The 14,833-nt window shown below is 58.3% G+C and carries 15 protein-coding genes; 7 read left to right on the plus strand and 8 right to left on the minus strand.

What is annotated here, in order from left to right:
- Positions 1-49: 49 nt before the first annotated feature.
- From CFBP6623_RS21925 to ggt, 5 genes are all read right to left on the minus strand, one after another.
- Positions 50-778 carry an ABC transporter ATP-binding protein gene (locus tag CFBP6623_RS21925; protein ID WP_046801079.1) on the minus strand — a complete coding sequence of 243 codons (729 nt, stop codon included), beginning with the start codon at positions 776-778 and terminating at the stop codon, positions 50-52.
- Entirely contained in the window at positions 775-1,644 is an 870-nt protein-coding gene (locus CFBP6623_RS21930) for an ABC transporter permease (protein ID WP_062654452.1), read from the minus strand. Before CFBP6623_RS21930 ends, CFBP6623_RS21925 begins: the two co-directional genes overlap by 4 nt.
- The gene (locus tag CFBP6623_RS21935; RefSeq protein ID WP_046801077.1) at positions 1,641-2,636 is read right to left on the minus strand and encodes an aliphatic sulfonate ABC transporter substrate-binding protein; all 996 of its coding nucleotides are present in this window, start codon (positions 2,634-2,636) and stop codon (positions 1,641-1,643) included. The genes CFBP6623_RS21930 and CFBP6623_RS21935 overlap by 4 nt, the downstream gene beginning before the upstream one ends.
- A 149-nt stretch (positions 2,637-2,785) precedes the next feature.
- Entirely contained in the window at positions 2,786-4,114 is a 1,329-nt protein-coding gene (locus tag CFBP6623_RS21940; RefSeq protein WP_046801076.1) for an LLM class flavin-dependent oxidoreductase, read from the minus strand.
- Positions 4,115-4,428: 314 nt separating this feature from the next.
- Complete coding sequence (gene ggt, locus CFBP6623_RS21945) at positions 4,429-6,186, minus strand: gamma-glutamyltransferase (protein ID WP_046801075.1); 1,758 nt, start codon at positions 6,184-6,186, stop codon at positions 4,429-4,431.
- Between the two features lie 282 nt (positions 6,187-6,468).
- Between ggt and CFBP6623_RS21950 the strand changes: the two genes are divergently transcribed.
- Positions 6,469-7,380 (plus strand): HNH endonuclease, encoded by a 912-nt coding sequence (locus tag CFBP6623_RS21950; protein ID WP_080842911.1) that lies wholly within the window; start codon positions 6,469-6,471, stop codon positions 7,378-7,380.
- Between the two features lie 125 nt (positions 7,381-7,505).
- Here the strand turns inward: CFBP6623_RS21950 and CFBP6623_RS21955 are convergent, their stop codons facing one another.
- The gene (locus CFBP6623_RS21955) at positions 7,506-7,811 is read right to left on the minus strand and encodes a hypothetical protein (RefSeq protein ID WP_046801073.1); all 306 of its coding nucleotides are present in this window, start codon (positions 7,809-7,811) and stop codon (positions 7,506-7,508) included.
- A 264-nt stretch (positions 7,812-8,075) separates the two neighbouring features.
- Here CFBP6623_RS21955 and CFBP6623_RS21960 point away from each other — a divergent pair, with 264 nt between their 5' ends.
- The 4 genes from CFBP6623_RS21960 (at position 8,076) to gst (ending at position 11,185) form a co-directional block, all read left to right on the plus strand.
- The gene (locus CFBP6623_RS21960; RefSeq protein ID WP_046801072.1) at positions 8,076-9,764 is read left to right on the plus strand and encodes a dihydroxyacetone kinase family protein; all 1,689 of its coding nucleotides are present in this window, start codon (positions 8,076-8,078) and stop codon (positions 9,762-9,764) included.
- A 38-nt stretch (positions 9,765-9,802) separates the two neighbouring features.
- Entirely contained in the window at positions 9,803-9,985 is a 183-nt protein-coding gene (locus CFBP6623_RS21965; protein ID WP_046801071.1) for a hypothetical protein, read from the plus strand.
- Between the two features lie 35 nt (positions 9,986-10,020).
- On the plus strand, positions 10,021-10,317 hold the full coding sequence (locus tag CFBP6623_RS21970) for a hypothetical protein (protein WP_046801070.1): 297 nt from the start codon (positions 10,021-10,023) through the stop codon (positions 10,315-10,317).
- Positions 10,318-10,486: 169 nt separating this feature from the next.
- Positions 10,487-11,185, plus strand: a complete 699-nt coding sequence (gst, locus tag CFBP6623_RS21975; protein ID WP_046801069.1) for a glutathione S-transferase — start codon at positions 10,487-10,489, stop codon at positions 11,183-11,185.
- A 128-nt stretch (positions 11,186-11,313) separates the two neighbouring features.
- Here gst and CFBP6623_RS21980 read toward each other — a convergent pair whose 3' ends face one another.
- Both CFBP6623_RS21980 and CFBP6623_RS21985 read right to left on the minus strand, forming a co-directional pair.
- Positions 11,314-11,718: a VOC family protein gene (locus CFBP6623_RS21980; protein ID WP_046801068.1), complete on the minus strand. Its 405-nt coding sequence runs from the start codon at positions 11,716-11,718 to the stop codon at positions 11,314-11,316.
- Between the two features lie 27 nt (positions 11,719-11,745).
- Positions 11,746-12,081, minus strand: a complete 336-nt coding sequence (locus CFBP6623_RS21985) for a cupin domain-containing protein (RefSeq protein ID WP_046801067.1) — start codon at positions 12,079-12,081, stop codon at positions 11,746-11,748.
- Between the two features lie 148 nt (positions 12,082-12,229).
- Between CFBP6623_RS21985 and CFBP6623_RS21990 the strand changes: the two genes are divergently transcribed.
- Entirely contained in the window at positions 12,230-12,769 is a 540-nt protein-coding gene (locus CFBP6623_RS21990) for a MarR family winged helix-turn-helix transcriptional regulator (protein WP_046801066.1), read from the plus strand.
- A 113-nt stretch (positions 12,770-12,882) separates the two neighbouring features.
- Positions 12,883-14,832, plus strand: a complete 1,950-nt coding sequence (locus CFBP6623_RS21995) for an ABC transporter ATP-binding protein/permease (RefSeq protein ID WP_046801065.1) — start codon at positions 12,883-12,885, stop codon at positions 14,830-14,832.
- The last annotated feature ends 1 nt before the right edge of the window (position 14,833 follow it).

A 14,833-nucleotide genomic window follows, 5' to 3' on the forward strand; every position in this document is an offset into this window, starting at 1 on the left:
CAGCTTCGCCTGCCAGCTTCAGGCGGACTATTCGGGCGAGGCGCAGTCTTTAGATGACATGGGCATTATGCAGGGCGGTCAGCACCTCGTTCTTGAGGCTGGCGAGTTGCGGCGACCTTCGGTCACGCGGGCGCGGTACGTCCACCTCTATCCGCTGCTGGATACGGCCGTCATGGGCGCCCATCATGTAAATCCGGTCACCGAGATAGAGTGCTTCGTCGATATCGTGGGTGACGAGCAGGAAGGAAATTCTGCGCTGTTCGACGATTTTCAGCACCAGATCCTGCAATTTCATCCGCGTGAAAGCGTCCACCGCACTGAAGGGCTCATCCAAAAGCAAGATGCGTGGCCGGGTATAGAGTGCCCTTGCTATGGTCACCCGCTGCGCCATGCCGCCTGAAAGGGCCTTTGGCAACGCGCCAGCGTGGCCGCTCAGGCCCACATCGTTGATCAGGCCCTCCACCCGCTCGACATCATATTTCTTGCCGGCGGCGTAACCTATATTCTCGGCAACCGTCAGCCAGGGCATCAGGCGGGGTTCCTGAAACACGAAGGCGATGGGCGGCGAGGCCTCATCTCCTTCTGCCGGCTGAACCTTGACCGTGCCGGAAAAACGCCGGTCGAGACCGGCGGCAATGCGCAGCAACGTGCTCTTGCCGCAGCCGCTGGGGCCAAGAAGAACCGCCGCTTCACCATCACCCAGCGTCAGGTGGATATCCTGAAGGACGACCGTATCGCCGAAAGCTTTTTCGCGCACATCGACATTGAGCAGGCTCACCGCAGCGGCCCTCCTTCTTGAAGGGAATAGGTGTCACGCCAGCGCAGGCAGCGCTCCTCGACGATCTTGAACAGGCTGTCGGAAATCTTGCCAAGCACCGCAAGGCAGATGATGGCGATCATCACCAGATCGGGCCGCGAAAGCTCCCGCCCGTCGGAGAGCATGTAACCGATGCCTTCGGAGGCGGCCAGAAGCTCGGCTGCGACGACACTCAGCCAAGCCAGCGACAGCCCGTAACGCAGACCGGTGAACAGGTGCGGCAAAGAGGCGGGAATGAAGATCCGCCACACCAGAACGGGCAGCGGCTGGCGATACATCTCGCCCACTTCCACCAGCTTGCGGTCGACATTTCTGATGCCGGAGAAGAGGTTGAGGTAAACTGGGAAAAACGCGCTTTTGGCGATCAGCACGATTTTTGAAGTTTCTCCAATGCCGAACCAGATCATCAGCAGCGGCACCCATGCAAGGCTGGGCACGGCGCGCAGCGCCTGAAATGTCGGCTCGAGATAACGTTCGGCAGCAATGACCAAACCGACCAGCGAACCAACGACGACCGCAAGCAGCGAGCCGATGACGAAGCCGACAAAGACGCGCGCGGTACTGGCCGCAACATTCGTCCACAACGGACCTTCGGCAAGCCGCATAAACGTCTCGTAAAGTTCGGAAGGCGGCGGCAGCACATAGGGGCTGACCCAGCCCAAACGGACGAAAAGCTCGAGAAGTACCAATGAGCCGACCGGCACGATCGCGCCGCGCAGATCGAAGCGGCCAAAGAAATTGCCCACCCGCCGCAAGAACGGCAAGCGGGAGGGGAATTGTCTGGCAGTCTGCTTCACGCGCTGGAATTCGCGCGGATGGGAATTCATGCGCCGAGTGCCTTTTTCGCCGGTGCCGGATCGATCAGCGATGACAGGACATTATCGACATTGACGCCCGGGCGCAGAACATCATCGCCGAGCAGTGGCGTGACGATGCGGATCGAGTTCAGCAATTCCTCACCCGGAACGGGATCCTTCCAGTCGCGCTTGTTGATTGTCAGCTCGGTGATCTTGGGATCGTTGCCGGTAACCTTGGTGACGAAATCGATGAATTCGCGGTTATTCTCGCGGATCCATTTCTGCGTCTCCACCCAGACGCCGAGCAGTCGCTCGACCGCTTTCGGGTGCTTTGCCAGAAACTCTTCGGAAACGCTGAAGACGCTGCCGTCGCGCCAGCTGCGCTCGTCGAAAATCGCCCTGTCGCCGGCAAGCTCCGCCTGGGAGGTATGCGGATCGATACCGACCCAGGCATCGACCTGACCCTGCTGCAGCGCGTTGAAGCCTTCCGGATGTTGCAGGTTCACGACCTTCAGATCGTCGATCGACAGCTTGTTTTGGTCAAGCGCGCGCACCAGGGTGAAATAGGGCGCCGTGCCCTTGGTGACTGCGATGGTCTTGCCCTTGAGATCGGCAACGGTCTTGACCGGCGAATCCGGGCGCACCTGAATGATGGAGGAACCGCCCCAGCTTGCCACATAGATGACCTTCAGCGGCACGCCGTTGGCGCGGGCCAGAAAGGCCGACAGTGCGGCCGAACCGGCAAAATCGGTCGAGCCGACCTTCAGGAATTCCAGCGAATTGTTGCTGCCGCGGGACTGCACCCAGGTGATCTTGGTGCCGACATCCTTAAAAGCGTCCTCAAGCCAGCCCTTGTTCTTTATCAGCAGCGTGTGCGAGGAGTAAAATCCCCAGTCAAGTTTCAGCTCCGCAGGGAAATCCGAAGAGGCTTGGGCGAGCGCGCGGCCCGTGACCAGCGGTGCTGCGAGAGCGCCAGCAAGGCCGAATTTGAGGATCTGGCGACGGGAATGTTCAGCCTTCATATTAATTCACCTAATTTATGTATTTTGTGTAATTAAAAGGTAAGGGCGGGGGTTTTTGAGGTCAATCCGCCCTTCTGGAACCTCATGCCAAACTTCGCGGCGGGCGTGGAAAATCTCCCTAGCTTTGTCGCAATCGGCGCGATGGCGCTTTATTGAGGGAAAAAACGATTGGCTGGCCGTTGCAGCCCCAGATGGTCGCGCAATGTCGGCCCCTCATAGTCCTTTCGAAACAGACCACGCCTTTGCAGTTCCGGCACCACCTGCGTGGTGAAGTCATCAAGGCCGTCAGGCAGGAAAGGGAAGGTGATGTTGAAACCGTCAGAACCTTCTTCGTGCAGCCATTTTTCCATCTCGTCGGCGATGGTTTCTGGCGTGCCGACGAAGGCGAGGCCGGCATAACCGCCCAACCGCTGGGCAAGCTGGCGCACCGTCAGGCCTTCGTTTCTGGCGAGTTCGATGACCCTTTCACGGCTGGATTTGCTGGCATTCGTCTCCGGAATATCAGGCAGGGGAGCATCGGGATTGAAGCCGGAAACATCGTGGCCGAGCGCAATCGAAAGCGAGGCGATCGCGCTGTCATAATGGACGAGGCTGTCGAGCCTGGCGCGTTTGGCCTTGGCCTCCTCCACCGTATCGCCAACCAGAACGAAAGCGCCGGGCAGGATGACAATTCCGTCGCGGGAGCGGCCAGCGGCGACAGTTCTGTCCTTGACGTCCCTGTAAAAGGCCTTTCCCGCGGCAAGCGTGGGTGTCGCCGCAAAAACCACCTCGGCTGTTTCGGCCGCAAGCTGGCGTCCTGGCTCGGATGCGCCTGCCTGAACGATGACAGGCCAGCCCTGCACCGGACGCGCGATGTTCAGCGGCCCGCGCACGGAAAATTCAGGTCCCTTGTGATTGAGGACATGCATTTTTTCCGGATCGAAGAACAGCCCGCTATCGACATCGCGTATGAAGGCGTCGTCAGAAAAGGAGTCCCAGAGGCCGGTGACGACATCGTAAAATTCACGTGCCCGCCCGTAGCGCTCGGTGTGATCAGGCTGTTCGTCGCGGCCGAAATTCCGCGCAGCATCCGGGTTGGACGTGGTGACGATGTTCCATCCGGCACGACCATTGCTGAGATGATCGAGAGACGCAAAACGTCGCGCCACATGATAGGGCTCATCGAATGTGGTGGAAGCGGTGGCGACCAGCCCGATGCGCGAGGTGACGGCGGCGAGTGCTGAAAGCAGGGTAAAAGGTTCGAAGGACGTTACGGTGTGGCTGCGGCGCAGGGCTTCCGTTGGCATGTTCAACACCGCCAGATGATCGGCCATGAAGAATGCGTCGAATTTCGCGGCTTCCAGCTGTTGCGCAAAGCGCGCCAGATGGGCGAAGTTGAAATTCGCGTCCGGGAATGCACCCGGATAACGCCATGCGCCCGTGTGGAGGCTGACGGGCCGCATAAAGGCACCAAGATGCAGTTTGCGATCATTTGCCATTCGGCTTTACCCTCTCGTCGATGTTTTTGATCCGGGCTGCTGGCCTTGCCGTGGAAGAGCAAGGCAGGCCCGATTGCCATCGCGACGATATCCCTGCCGCGAACCGGGCGCGGCAAAGACCATTCCGATTATTGGTGGCAAACCGAAAGATTTTTTCTACGGGGCTGGATAGCCGGGTTCAGCAGCGTGTGAGGTCAACCACGATATTGAAACGACGCCCGTTGGCGCAGCCGAGCTTTTGAAAGACGCTAGTAGTCAAGATGGAGACAAGGTCCTCACCCCTTTTTGCGCCGGTGTCCGCCGCGCGCCGTTTCTCATTCCCCCACAACCACTCCTTCGCGTCGTGGATCGGCACTGCCGGCCAAACCTCGGGCGGTCATCTCGATAGCATGCAAACCGGAATTCATCTCACCCGGTTTCACCTCGTAGCCCAGTGCCTTCAGCGGACCGACCAGATCTTCCGCGCTGGTGCCGGCCTCTATGTCATAGGTGCCGAACCGGTTGATGAGATGCGGCTGGGCGACGATCACTTCCACCGGCATACCCCAGTCAATGTAGGCGATGAGCGCCTGCGCCACATAGCCGATGATCTGGCTGCCGCCGGGCGAACCAATGGCGAGCAGCGGTTTTCCATCCTTCATCACGATAGTCGGGGCCATGGAGGAACGCGGCCGTTTGCCGGGCTCGACACGGTTGGCGATCGGCAGGCCGCCATCATGGGTCTTGAAAGAAAAGTCCGTCAACTCGTTATTGAGCAGGAAGCCATTCGTCATCAGACGCGAGCCGAAGCCGCTTTCGATCGTTGTTGTCATCGAGACCACGTTGCCCTCCTTGTCGGCAATGACAAAATGGCTGGTGGAGGGCAATTCGAGCGCGGCATCCCGGCCGAAAAGGAGCGCGTGGTCCCATTCCGGCTCACCGGCCTTGACGGCATCGGTGGCCAACGCCTTGTCGCCGTCGAGCAGCTTTGCCCGCTCGCCCAGGTACGTTTTGTCCAGCAGGCCCTTGATCGGCAATGGCACAAAATCGGTGTCAGCGACGTAACGCTCACGGTCGGCGAAGGCGAGACGCTGCGCGTCGCCGATAATGCGCCAGCTTTCGACATTTCTCGGCCCCAGGGACTTGAGATCAAAATTCTCCGCCATGCCGAGCATCTGGCCGATGGCGATGCCGCCCGACGATGGTGGTCCCATGCCGCAAACATCAAGTGCGCGATAGATAAAACAGACCGGCTCGCGCTCGATGATGCGATAGTTGGAAAGATCGGAAAGCGACAGCACACCGGGATTGTCGGACACCTCGCGCACGGTCTTGACGATAGCCTCGGCAATTCGCCCCTTGTAAAAGGCATCGGCGCCACCTTTGGCGAGAGCGGCAAGCGTCTCGGCATAGGCTGGGTTTTTCAACAGCGTGCCGGTCTGCAGGGCGGCCCCTGATGTGTCAAAGAAATAGGACCGGGGCTCTGAATATTTCTTCAACCGATCGCCCTCGGACGCGATCAGGGAGGCAAGACGCGGCGAGACTTTGAAACCCTCGGTCGCCAGTTTTTCCGCCGGCTTCAGCAGGCTTGCCCATTCCGCCTTTCCATAGCGTCTGTGCGCTTCCTCTAAAAGTCGCACCGTTCCCGGCGTGCCAACGGAACGGCCGCCGATGACTGCGTCCATGAATTTAAGCGGCTGACCTTTGTCATCCAGGAAGAGTTTTGGCGAGGCTTCCATCGGCGCCGTCTCCCGGCCGTCCAACGTCGTCAGCTTGCCGCTTTTCGCATTATAATAGACGAGGAAGGCACCGCCGCCGAGACCAGAACTCTGCGGTTCAACGAGGCCCAGCACGGACTGCACCGCCACCATAGCATCAATGGCGTTGCCGCCCGCGGCGATCACGTCGCGCCCAGCCTCGGCCGCCAGCGGATTGGCAGCCGCGACCATGAAGCTTCCTGACTCGACACGTCTGGCCGTCGCGACATCAGTCGCCTTCTCGGGCGCGACCATGTCGGACGCCTGCTGGGCAGAGGCGATAGCGGTGGAAAGCATGAGGGCGAGAAAAGCCTCAGCGAGAAATCTTACTTCCATTCGATTTATCCTCCGGAGGCGCGCAATCGGTAATGTAAGCAGGGCCAGTAATGTAAGCATGGCATCCAACTGAGCCAACAGGTAGATCGAACCCGCAATGACTAAGATACGGATGACTTCCGAACTCGTCCTTCCCTCTCCGAAAAGACGCCAGCCTCTGGCACTATGATGGCTCCGGCGACATGCGAAGTCTATGCCATACACGAGTTGGTGCTCAATGATTTCGCTTTAAGTGAGAAGGCGCATTGCGCTGTTGTATCCTGGTCGTGCTAATATTCGGGTATGGGATTCGGAATTTTCATTCATCGCTCAGATTCAATTTACGACGACAGTCCGGCTGAACAGTACCAGTTTCCGAGCCAATATCTCGGTCGTGTACAAGCTTGTCTCGGTGATTGGATCATCTATTATGAGCCGCGCAAGGTTGCAGCGACGCGTGGTTATTTTGCTGTCGCCAAAGTCGCCCAGATCATTTCGGACACTAAGGCGGCCGGCATGTATCTGGCGTTGATTGAGCCGGGAAGTTACCTTGATTTTATCAATCCTGTTCCGTTCGGTGGGCCAGACGGCGTCATCGAGCGCGGTCTGTTGAATGAAGAGGGCCGGATTTCTGGTAGGGCACAGGCGGCAGTACGCCCGATATCAGCGGCGGACTTCAATCGCATCGTGTCGATTGGCCTGGATGAGCTGGAACCCGAGTTGCCGCGTTTGGACGAGCCGAGAGAGATGCGGCTTTCTAACGGATTTGACGACCGGGTTCAGGCGCCCTTCGTGGTCGAAGAAGAGCGTGAGCGTGTTGCCCAGCTTTCGTCACGAATTGTGCGAGATCGCCTGTTTCGCCGGCTCGTTTTGCAGGCTTACGACAAGCGCTGTGCGATCACGGGCCTGAAGCTTATCAATGGCGGTGGACGTGCGGAAGTCGATGCTGCGCATATACGTCCGGTGGAGGCAAATGGCCCTGATATACTTTGCAATGGCATCGCCCTTTCAGGAACGGCGCACTGGATGTTCGATCGTGGGTTAATCGGTCTCTCCGATAAACTTGAGATCCTGATTTCACGGCAGGCCAATGATCGAGAGAGAATCCGCGGTTTGATCAACAAGACAGGGCGAGCGATCGTGCCGTTTCGATCGATTGAGCAGCCACACCCACATTTTCTCCAGTGGCATCGTGAGAATTGCTTCAAGGTTTGAATATTTAGTCATGGCGGCGTGTAGGCCGCTCAGTCAGGGGTCGCAGATACTCTATACCGCCGGTCGGCCATCGAGAGACGACGATCGACAATGTTCTCTATATCGGAATATGGCCGTACCCTCTCTCAAATCCCCGATCCATCGAGTTCGCGATCATCCTCGCCTTTCCAGGGGGATGGCATTGCGAGACCATCGGCATTGGCCAGGGGAACCGGCATCCAACACTTCAATTCCGGCTCGGCATATTCGATGATCCGGCCCGGTGACGAGTCTGAAGCGCGCCAGCCTTCCGAGCCGAACCGGTCGCTCTTCGCCCAATATGCAAGATCCACCTGGGCAGGCCCCTGTTCTGACGAGCGTATCGTTACGAGGATCCGGTTGCCGTTTTTGGGCGCACTTGCCATGTGGCGCCATTGCTGTGCCTCATCCATCATCTTCCTCCCTGTCCATGGCTGCAAGTGTCACCTCACCATTTAAAACGGTCAACTCAAACTTTGCGCATGATGCGCTGATTGGTTTACAAACCAGCAGCCCATTTATGCGGGCCTTTTCTTGCAACATTTTATTGGGCAGCGGTTCGCAAGTGGCGAACGCCCGAGCTTGAAATTGGCCGGGAGATCGTGCTTGTTCAGGGCCAGCAGGGGGTAAGGCTCGTCCTCCACCAGCAACCGGCGACCTGAATCGAGGAATACGGCATGAAGAAGCTCATCAACGACCCATCCACCGTTGTGCGGGACATGCTCGAAGGTGTGGTGGCGCTCAGCCCTGCCACAGTCCTGCTTGCAGACGAGAACGTGGTTATCCGCTCTGGCCTTCCGGAAACGGAAAAGCGCAAGGTGGCGGTTCTGTCGGGCGGGGGTAGTGGACATGAACCGGCTCATGCAGGTTATGTCGGCGCGGGCATGCTGACTGTTGCCGTTGCAGGCGATGTCTTCACGTCGCCAAGCACCGATGCGGTTCTTGCCGGTATAAGGGCTGCGGCTGGACCTGCTGGCGCCTTGGTCATTGTCAAGAACTACACGGGTGACCGGCTGAATTTCGGACTGGCAGTCGAACTGGCAAGGGCGGAAGGAATTCCGGTCGAGATTGTGGTCGTTGCCGATGATGTTGCATTAAAGGACACGGTTCCCGCTGACCGTCGCCGAGGTATTGCAGGCACTATCCTAGTCCACAAGCTCGCTGGCGCGGCCGCCGAGCAAGAACTTCCCCTGCATGAGGTGGCCCGGATTGCACGGGACGCGGCCGAAAAAATATCCTCCATGGGTGTATCGCTGGGTTCCTGCACTCTGCCCGCGGTGGGCAGGCCGGGCTTTGTGCTTGGCGAAGCGGAAATCGAAGTCGGGCTCGGAATTCATGGCGAACAGGGCGTCCGGCGGATGCCCATCGCCTCGGCGGATGAGCTGGTGAAACTGGTCCTCGAAACGATCGAAGCGGATAGCGGGCTGAAGAGCGGAGACCGGGTCGCGTTGCTGGTCAACGGGCTGGGATCAACGCCGCCAATGGAGCTCGCGATCGTGGCGCGATCTGCGGTCACCCAACTGGAAAAAAAGGGTGTTGTGGTTGAGCGGGCGTGGGCCGGTACCTTCCTTTCCGCTCTGGACATGCCGGGTTTTTCGTTGTCGCTCATGCATGTCGACGAGGCAGCGCTCAGCCTCATCGATGCGCCAACCGATGCCAGCGCATGGCCACGCGGCGGTGTGGTGAACCGCGAGCGGATCCTGCTCTCGGCAAGTGCCGAGAAGAGCCTGCCTGTCGGAAACACGATGACCGCAGCCGGTGATCGACTGCGCTCCGCCGCAGATCGGATTGCCAAAGCCTTGATTGCAGCAGAGCCCAAACTGACGCAGTTGGACAGTGTTGCGGGTGACGGTGACCTTGGCGCAAGCATGGTTCGTGGTGCTGAGGCGATACTTGCACTGCCAAAGGAAAATTTCGGAGACGTCGCCGACGGGCTGATGGCGATGGCGAATGCGATGCGCAGGGCGATCGGCGGAAGTTCGGGACCCTTTTACGCTACGGCGCTGATGCGCGCTTCGCGCCATCTTGCCGGGATTGAAAGCCCGACGGCTCAGCAGATGGCGGAAGCATTTGTAGCGGCGGTTATCGCGGTCTCGGAACTTGGCGGTGCGAAGCCAGGGGATCGCACGATGATAGATGCGCTTCATCCGGCGGCGGAAACGTTTCGGGATAAACTTGCCTCGGGAGCTTCGACGGAAGAGGCCTGGCGGTCCGCAGTGGCGGCGGGCATCGCGGGCGCCGAGGCGACGACTTCCATGAAGCCACGGCTTGGGCGCGCAAGCTATCTTGGCGAACGGGCTGTCGGGCACCCCGACGCGGGCGCAGTCGCCGTCAGTATCTGGCTTGAAGCAATCGGGAAGGAATAGCCGGTGGATGACATGTCCACTCGTCGCTGGGGGAAGCTATGATCGCTGCTTATATCGACGAATTCATCATGTTTTGCGCCGGTCTGTGGATGACCGCCGTAGGTTTCGGTCATCTGCCCCTATCGAAAAATCCGACACAGCAGCTGCCGGTGGTCCGGCACTTCAAGTGGATGGGGCCGTTACTACTCGCTATTGCGATCATTTTGGCCGCGGCGTCGTAGGGGCACCGTCAGATGCGCTCGGGATATGTTTTGCAATGAACACCATGCTGGCCTGCACCGCGTGCGGATTGGAGGAAACCGAATCTGTTGTCCATTTCGGCTCGTATATTCTGCGATGCGCCGCTTGCGGCCAGCACCTTGTCGCGACATCGTTCATGGCGATGCTGAATTCGGATGACGAGTGTTCAGCCTTTATCGATCCAGGCCCTGGAAAAACGCCTTTGCCGGAAACGCTTGTCGCGCGCGGACCGCTCCGGTTGATTGCAGGCGCAATCAGCGCCGCGGCGACTGACGGAACCCTGATACGCATGATCTTCGAACCAAGGGATTGAAGTCACGGCTGATAGCTCTGAGCCCAGGCGCGCCCGGTTGTCATCGTCAGCAATGCGTTAGAACATCCAGCCGACGGCTGCGTGCAGCGACCCGTCTTTACAGGGCGCCGTGGTGGAACTGGCGATAGCCAGTGCCGTTAGTGGTTTGCGTAATGAGCAGGAGGACGATATGAGCGATTTCGACCTTTATTACTGGCCAGTTCCGTTTAGAGGCCAGTTCATCAGGGGAATTCTGGCCCATGGCGGGTGCTCCTGGGATGAACATGGTGTCGATGCGATAGACGATATTATGCATCGTGAGGTGGGGAAGCAGCCGATAGCTTTCATGGGGCCACCGGTCCTGATTGATCGCGAGCGCAATTTCGCCATCTCGCAGATGCCGGCAATCGCCCTCTATCTGGGTGAGCGGCTGGATATCCTGCCGGCGGCGACCGAGGGCCGCGCACTCAGCGCCAAAGTGGTAAACGACGCCAACGACGTCCTTGATGAGCTGACGCTCAGCGGTGGGCGCGAGATGTGGACGCCAGAAAAATGGGAGGAGTTCGTCCCTCGTTTACGGAAGTGGCTCCGCATTTTTGAAGATACCGGGGCAAGAAACGGTCTGACCGCTCACTCCGGGTTTATGCTTGGAACGGAGAAAGCCGGCGTCGCAGATATCGTTACCGCCTTGCTGTGGACGACGATGGCTGAACGCTTTCCAGTCATTAAAGGCATTATCGAAGATACTTCGCCAGTCATCTGGGGCCTTTCCTGTCGGGTGGGGACTACAGCTCCGCTGGCCGCCTTGAGCCGCCGGAGTTTCGAAGACTATGGTGATGCTTATTGCGGAGGAGAGATTGAAAAATCACTCCGCAAAGTTACGGGCTAAGCGCAAATATATTTGACGATCTGCTGCGCAGTGTGATGTCCGCGCGGCAGAGTTTTTTGGAGAGTCGTACGGGGCCGGCAAAGGCGTTGCAGCACCCGGATTATAGTGCCCTAAATGCCCATCACAGGTCAGCCGTCATCGCCCAAATTCATGTAGGCCGGCTCGAATACGTGACCATCGGGATCGGCGAAGGTGCGAAGATACATGAAACCTAAATCCTGCGGCTCTCGAACATCCGCTTGCCCGCCGGCTTTTGCCGCGGCCTCAACCATGGCGTCGACCTCGTCTCGGCTGTCGCGCGAAAGGGCGATCAGCATGCCATTTGTTGTGTGGGCATCGGCGATCGGTTTGGTGGTGAAGGTTTTATAATAATCAAGCTGCAGAAGCTGGAATGTGATGGTCTCAGACCACACCATCGAGCTAGCGTCTTCGTTGGAGAATTGCTCGTTCTTCGCACAGCCGATTGCCTCATAGAAGGCGGTTGAGGCAGCCAGATCTTTCACCGGCAGGTTCAGGAAAATCATTTTGGCCATTGTCTTTCTCCTCATGGTGGAACGGGACTACAGGAAAGTCTGCTGGAAGGTCTCACTCGGATGGATGCAGATGATCTCCAGCCGGTCAGCGCCGATATTTTCGAAGCGGTGGGGAATATTGGCAGGTCCGACAATGATGTCGCCGGATGAACCATGCGCCCGGCGATCGCCGATGGTGAATTCGGCCTCGCCTTTTCGAACGACCCATGTTTCCGCATAGGGGTGAACGTGCAGTTCAGGCCCGCGACCCGGATCGGCGTTGACGAGAAAGATGGATACGGCACTTCCGTATTCGCATCCTTCATAACGTACCGTTCGGCTCTCGCCAGCTTTCGGTTCCTGATGACGGCGGATGGAAAACATCTGATCTCCTCCCTGAGATAGAATTATCTTCGCGAGAAGATATATTTCTAATTTATCTTCTCGTCAAGACATTTATCTTCTCGCAAAGATATATTCACGGAGCAGGCGAAGCCGTATATGGTTTTCAGGTTGATGATGGGGTGAAGAGATGAAGCAGGCGAAGACGATGACGGATCGCACGGTCGAAGCTGACAAGGGGGATCATGTCGATCGTCTCCGTGGCCAATGGGCGCAGGAATTACCGGATATCGATACGGAGCCGATGGCCATTTTCGGAAGAGCCAAACGGCTGAGCAACCTTTTGGCACCGTCTATCGAAGACACGTTTGCCCGTTTCGGCCTTGATCGTGGGGAGTTCGATGTTATCGCAACATTGCGCCGGTCGGGACCGCCCTACCAATTGACGCCAACGGAGATGTACACAACGCTGATGCTCTCGTCGGGTGGCCTGACGCACCGGCTTGACCGATTGGAAAAGGCCGGTCTCATCGAGCGCAGGAAATCGAGGCTCGATGGGCGCAGTATCGTCGTATGTCTTGCGCCGGCCGGCATTGATCTGGCCGAAAAAGCGTTTCGCGAAGACATGGCAAGCGAAGTGGGTTTCCTGCAAGGCCTCAGTCCTGAGGAGCGCAAAAATCTTGCGGCGCTGCTGAAAAAGCTGGTGTTGGATATCGAGTCTCGATTGTAGCTTTCGGTGTGGATTTTGGCGGGTGCCGCTGAAGATATGTATTGGCGAAACCATTTGTTGCGACCCGTCACGCAGCCGTGAAACCTTTCAAACTGCCGTTCGTTTAAGCATCCATGACCGATGCTGATGCAAACCCGAAACCGGTCGATGGCACCGGCCAGAATGGTGCGAAAAACGCGCCCATGACGGAAGATCGTGACATTGATGATCCCCTCCCGCCCGAGGAAATAGAGCCTGCTTCGGGGTTGACGCCGGAGGAGGCCGAGCAGGCTCGAAAGAGATATCTGCTGAAGCGCTTCTGGATCAGCGCGCGAGGTTACTGGAGCCGCCGTGGTGATAGGCTGGCGTGGCCGTTCTCGCTCGGGCTGCTGGCGATGATCGGCATAAATGTCGGTTTCCAATATGGCATCAATGTCTGGAATCGTGGGATCTTTGATGCGATTGAAAAAAGGGACGCATCTACCGTCTATTTTCTCGGATCCGTCTTTCCGCCGCTGGTCCTGGGAAGCGTCTTGATCGTGACGTCCCAAGTCTATGCCAGAATGCTGATCCAGCGCCGCTGGCGTTCTTGGCTGACGAAGCTTTTGGTCGCGCGATGGATTGCAAATGGCCGCTATTATCAACTCAATCTGATTGACGGCGATCATCAAAATCCTGAGGCGAGGCTGTCGGAGGATATGCGGATCGCCACCGAGGCGCCGGTGGATTTTGTCGCAGGTGTCATCGCCGCGTTCGTGTCTGCTTCCACCTTTATCGTTGTCCTGTGGACGATTGGCGGGGCGTTGACGCTGTCGGTGGCGGGAGTGTGGATTACAATACCCGGCTTTCTCGTGGTTGCGGCGGTGATCTACGCCGTCGTTACATCTAGTTCCATAGCTTTGATTGGCCGGAACTTCGTTCGAGTGTCCGAGGTCAAGAACCAGCTGGAGGCGGAATTCCGGTACACGCTTACGCGCGTCAGGGAAAATGGCGAGAGCATCGCCCTGCTTGGCGGGGAAGAGGAAGAACGGAGCGACCTCGACAAGAGGTTTGTCAATGTGCGCCGGCAGTGGCGGCTGATGGCGCTACAATATATGCGCACCACGATCGTGTCGCATGGATCGATGCTGATCGCTCCCGTCGTGCCGGTTCTGCTTTGCGCGCCGAAGTTTCTCGATGGGAGCATGTCGCTCGGAGAGGTCATGCAATCCGCATCGGCATTCACCATCGTTCAATCCGCCTTTGGCTGGCTGGTCGACAACTATCCCCGGCTGGCCGACTGGAATGCATGCGCACGGCGCGTCGCATCCCTGATGATGTCGCTTGATGGTCTCGAGCGGGCCGAACAGAGCGACACCCTCGGTCGGATCGTGCGCGGTGAGACGGAAGGCGAAACAATGCTCAGCCTCAAGGATGTTTCCGTTTCGCTGGGTGACGGTACCGCTGTCGTCAAAGAGACGGATGTCGAAATCGGGCCGGGAGAAAGGGTACTGGTCGCAGGGGAATCCGGATCGGGCAAAAGCACGCTTGTCCGCGCTATCGCCGGCCTGTGGCCGTGGGGCGGTGGCGACGTGAGTTTTCGCGCTGGCAGTCGACTTTTCATGTTGCCGCAGCGCCCATACATTCCGTCAGGTACGCTGCGTCGAGCGGTCTGCTATCCGCAGGCGGCCGAGAGCTGGACTCTCGAAGAGATAGGGGCAGCTCTCGACAAAGTTGGCCTTGGTCACCTCAAGGACAAGGTGGAAGAAGAGGCGCCGTGGGACCAGACGCTGTCGGGTGGTGAAAAGCAACGGCTGACCTTTGCTCGCCTGTTGCTGAACGATCCTGACATCATCGTCATGGACGAAGCAACCGCAGCCCTGGACGAAAAGAGTCAGGACAAGATGATGCAGACGGTAATCGATGAATTGCCCGATGCCACGATCGTCAGTGTGGCGCATCGTGCCGAGCTTGAAGCTTTCCACAGCCGAAAGATCACGCTGGAACGTCGGGAGGGTGGCGCAAAACTCGTCAGCGATATCCACCTTGCTCCTCGCAAGGGCCGGGCCGGCTCCCTGCTTCGGCGTATGGTCAAACGGAAGTGAG

The organism is Agrobacterium tumefaciens (assembly GCF_005221385.1).
In the GTDB taxonomy this organism is placed as follows: domain Bacteria; phylum Pseudomonadota; class Alphaproteobacteria; order Rhizobiales; family Rhizobiaceae; genus Agrobacterium; species Agrobacterium tomkonis.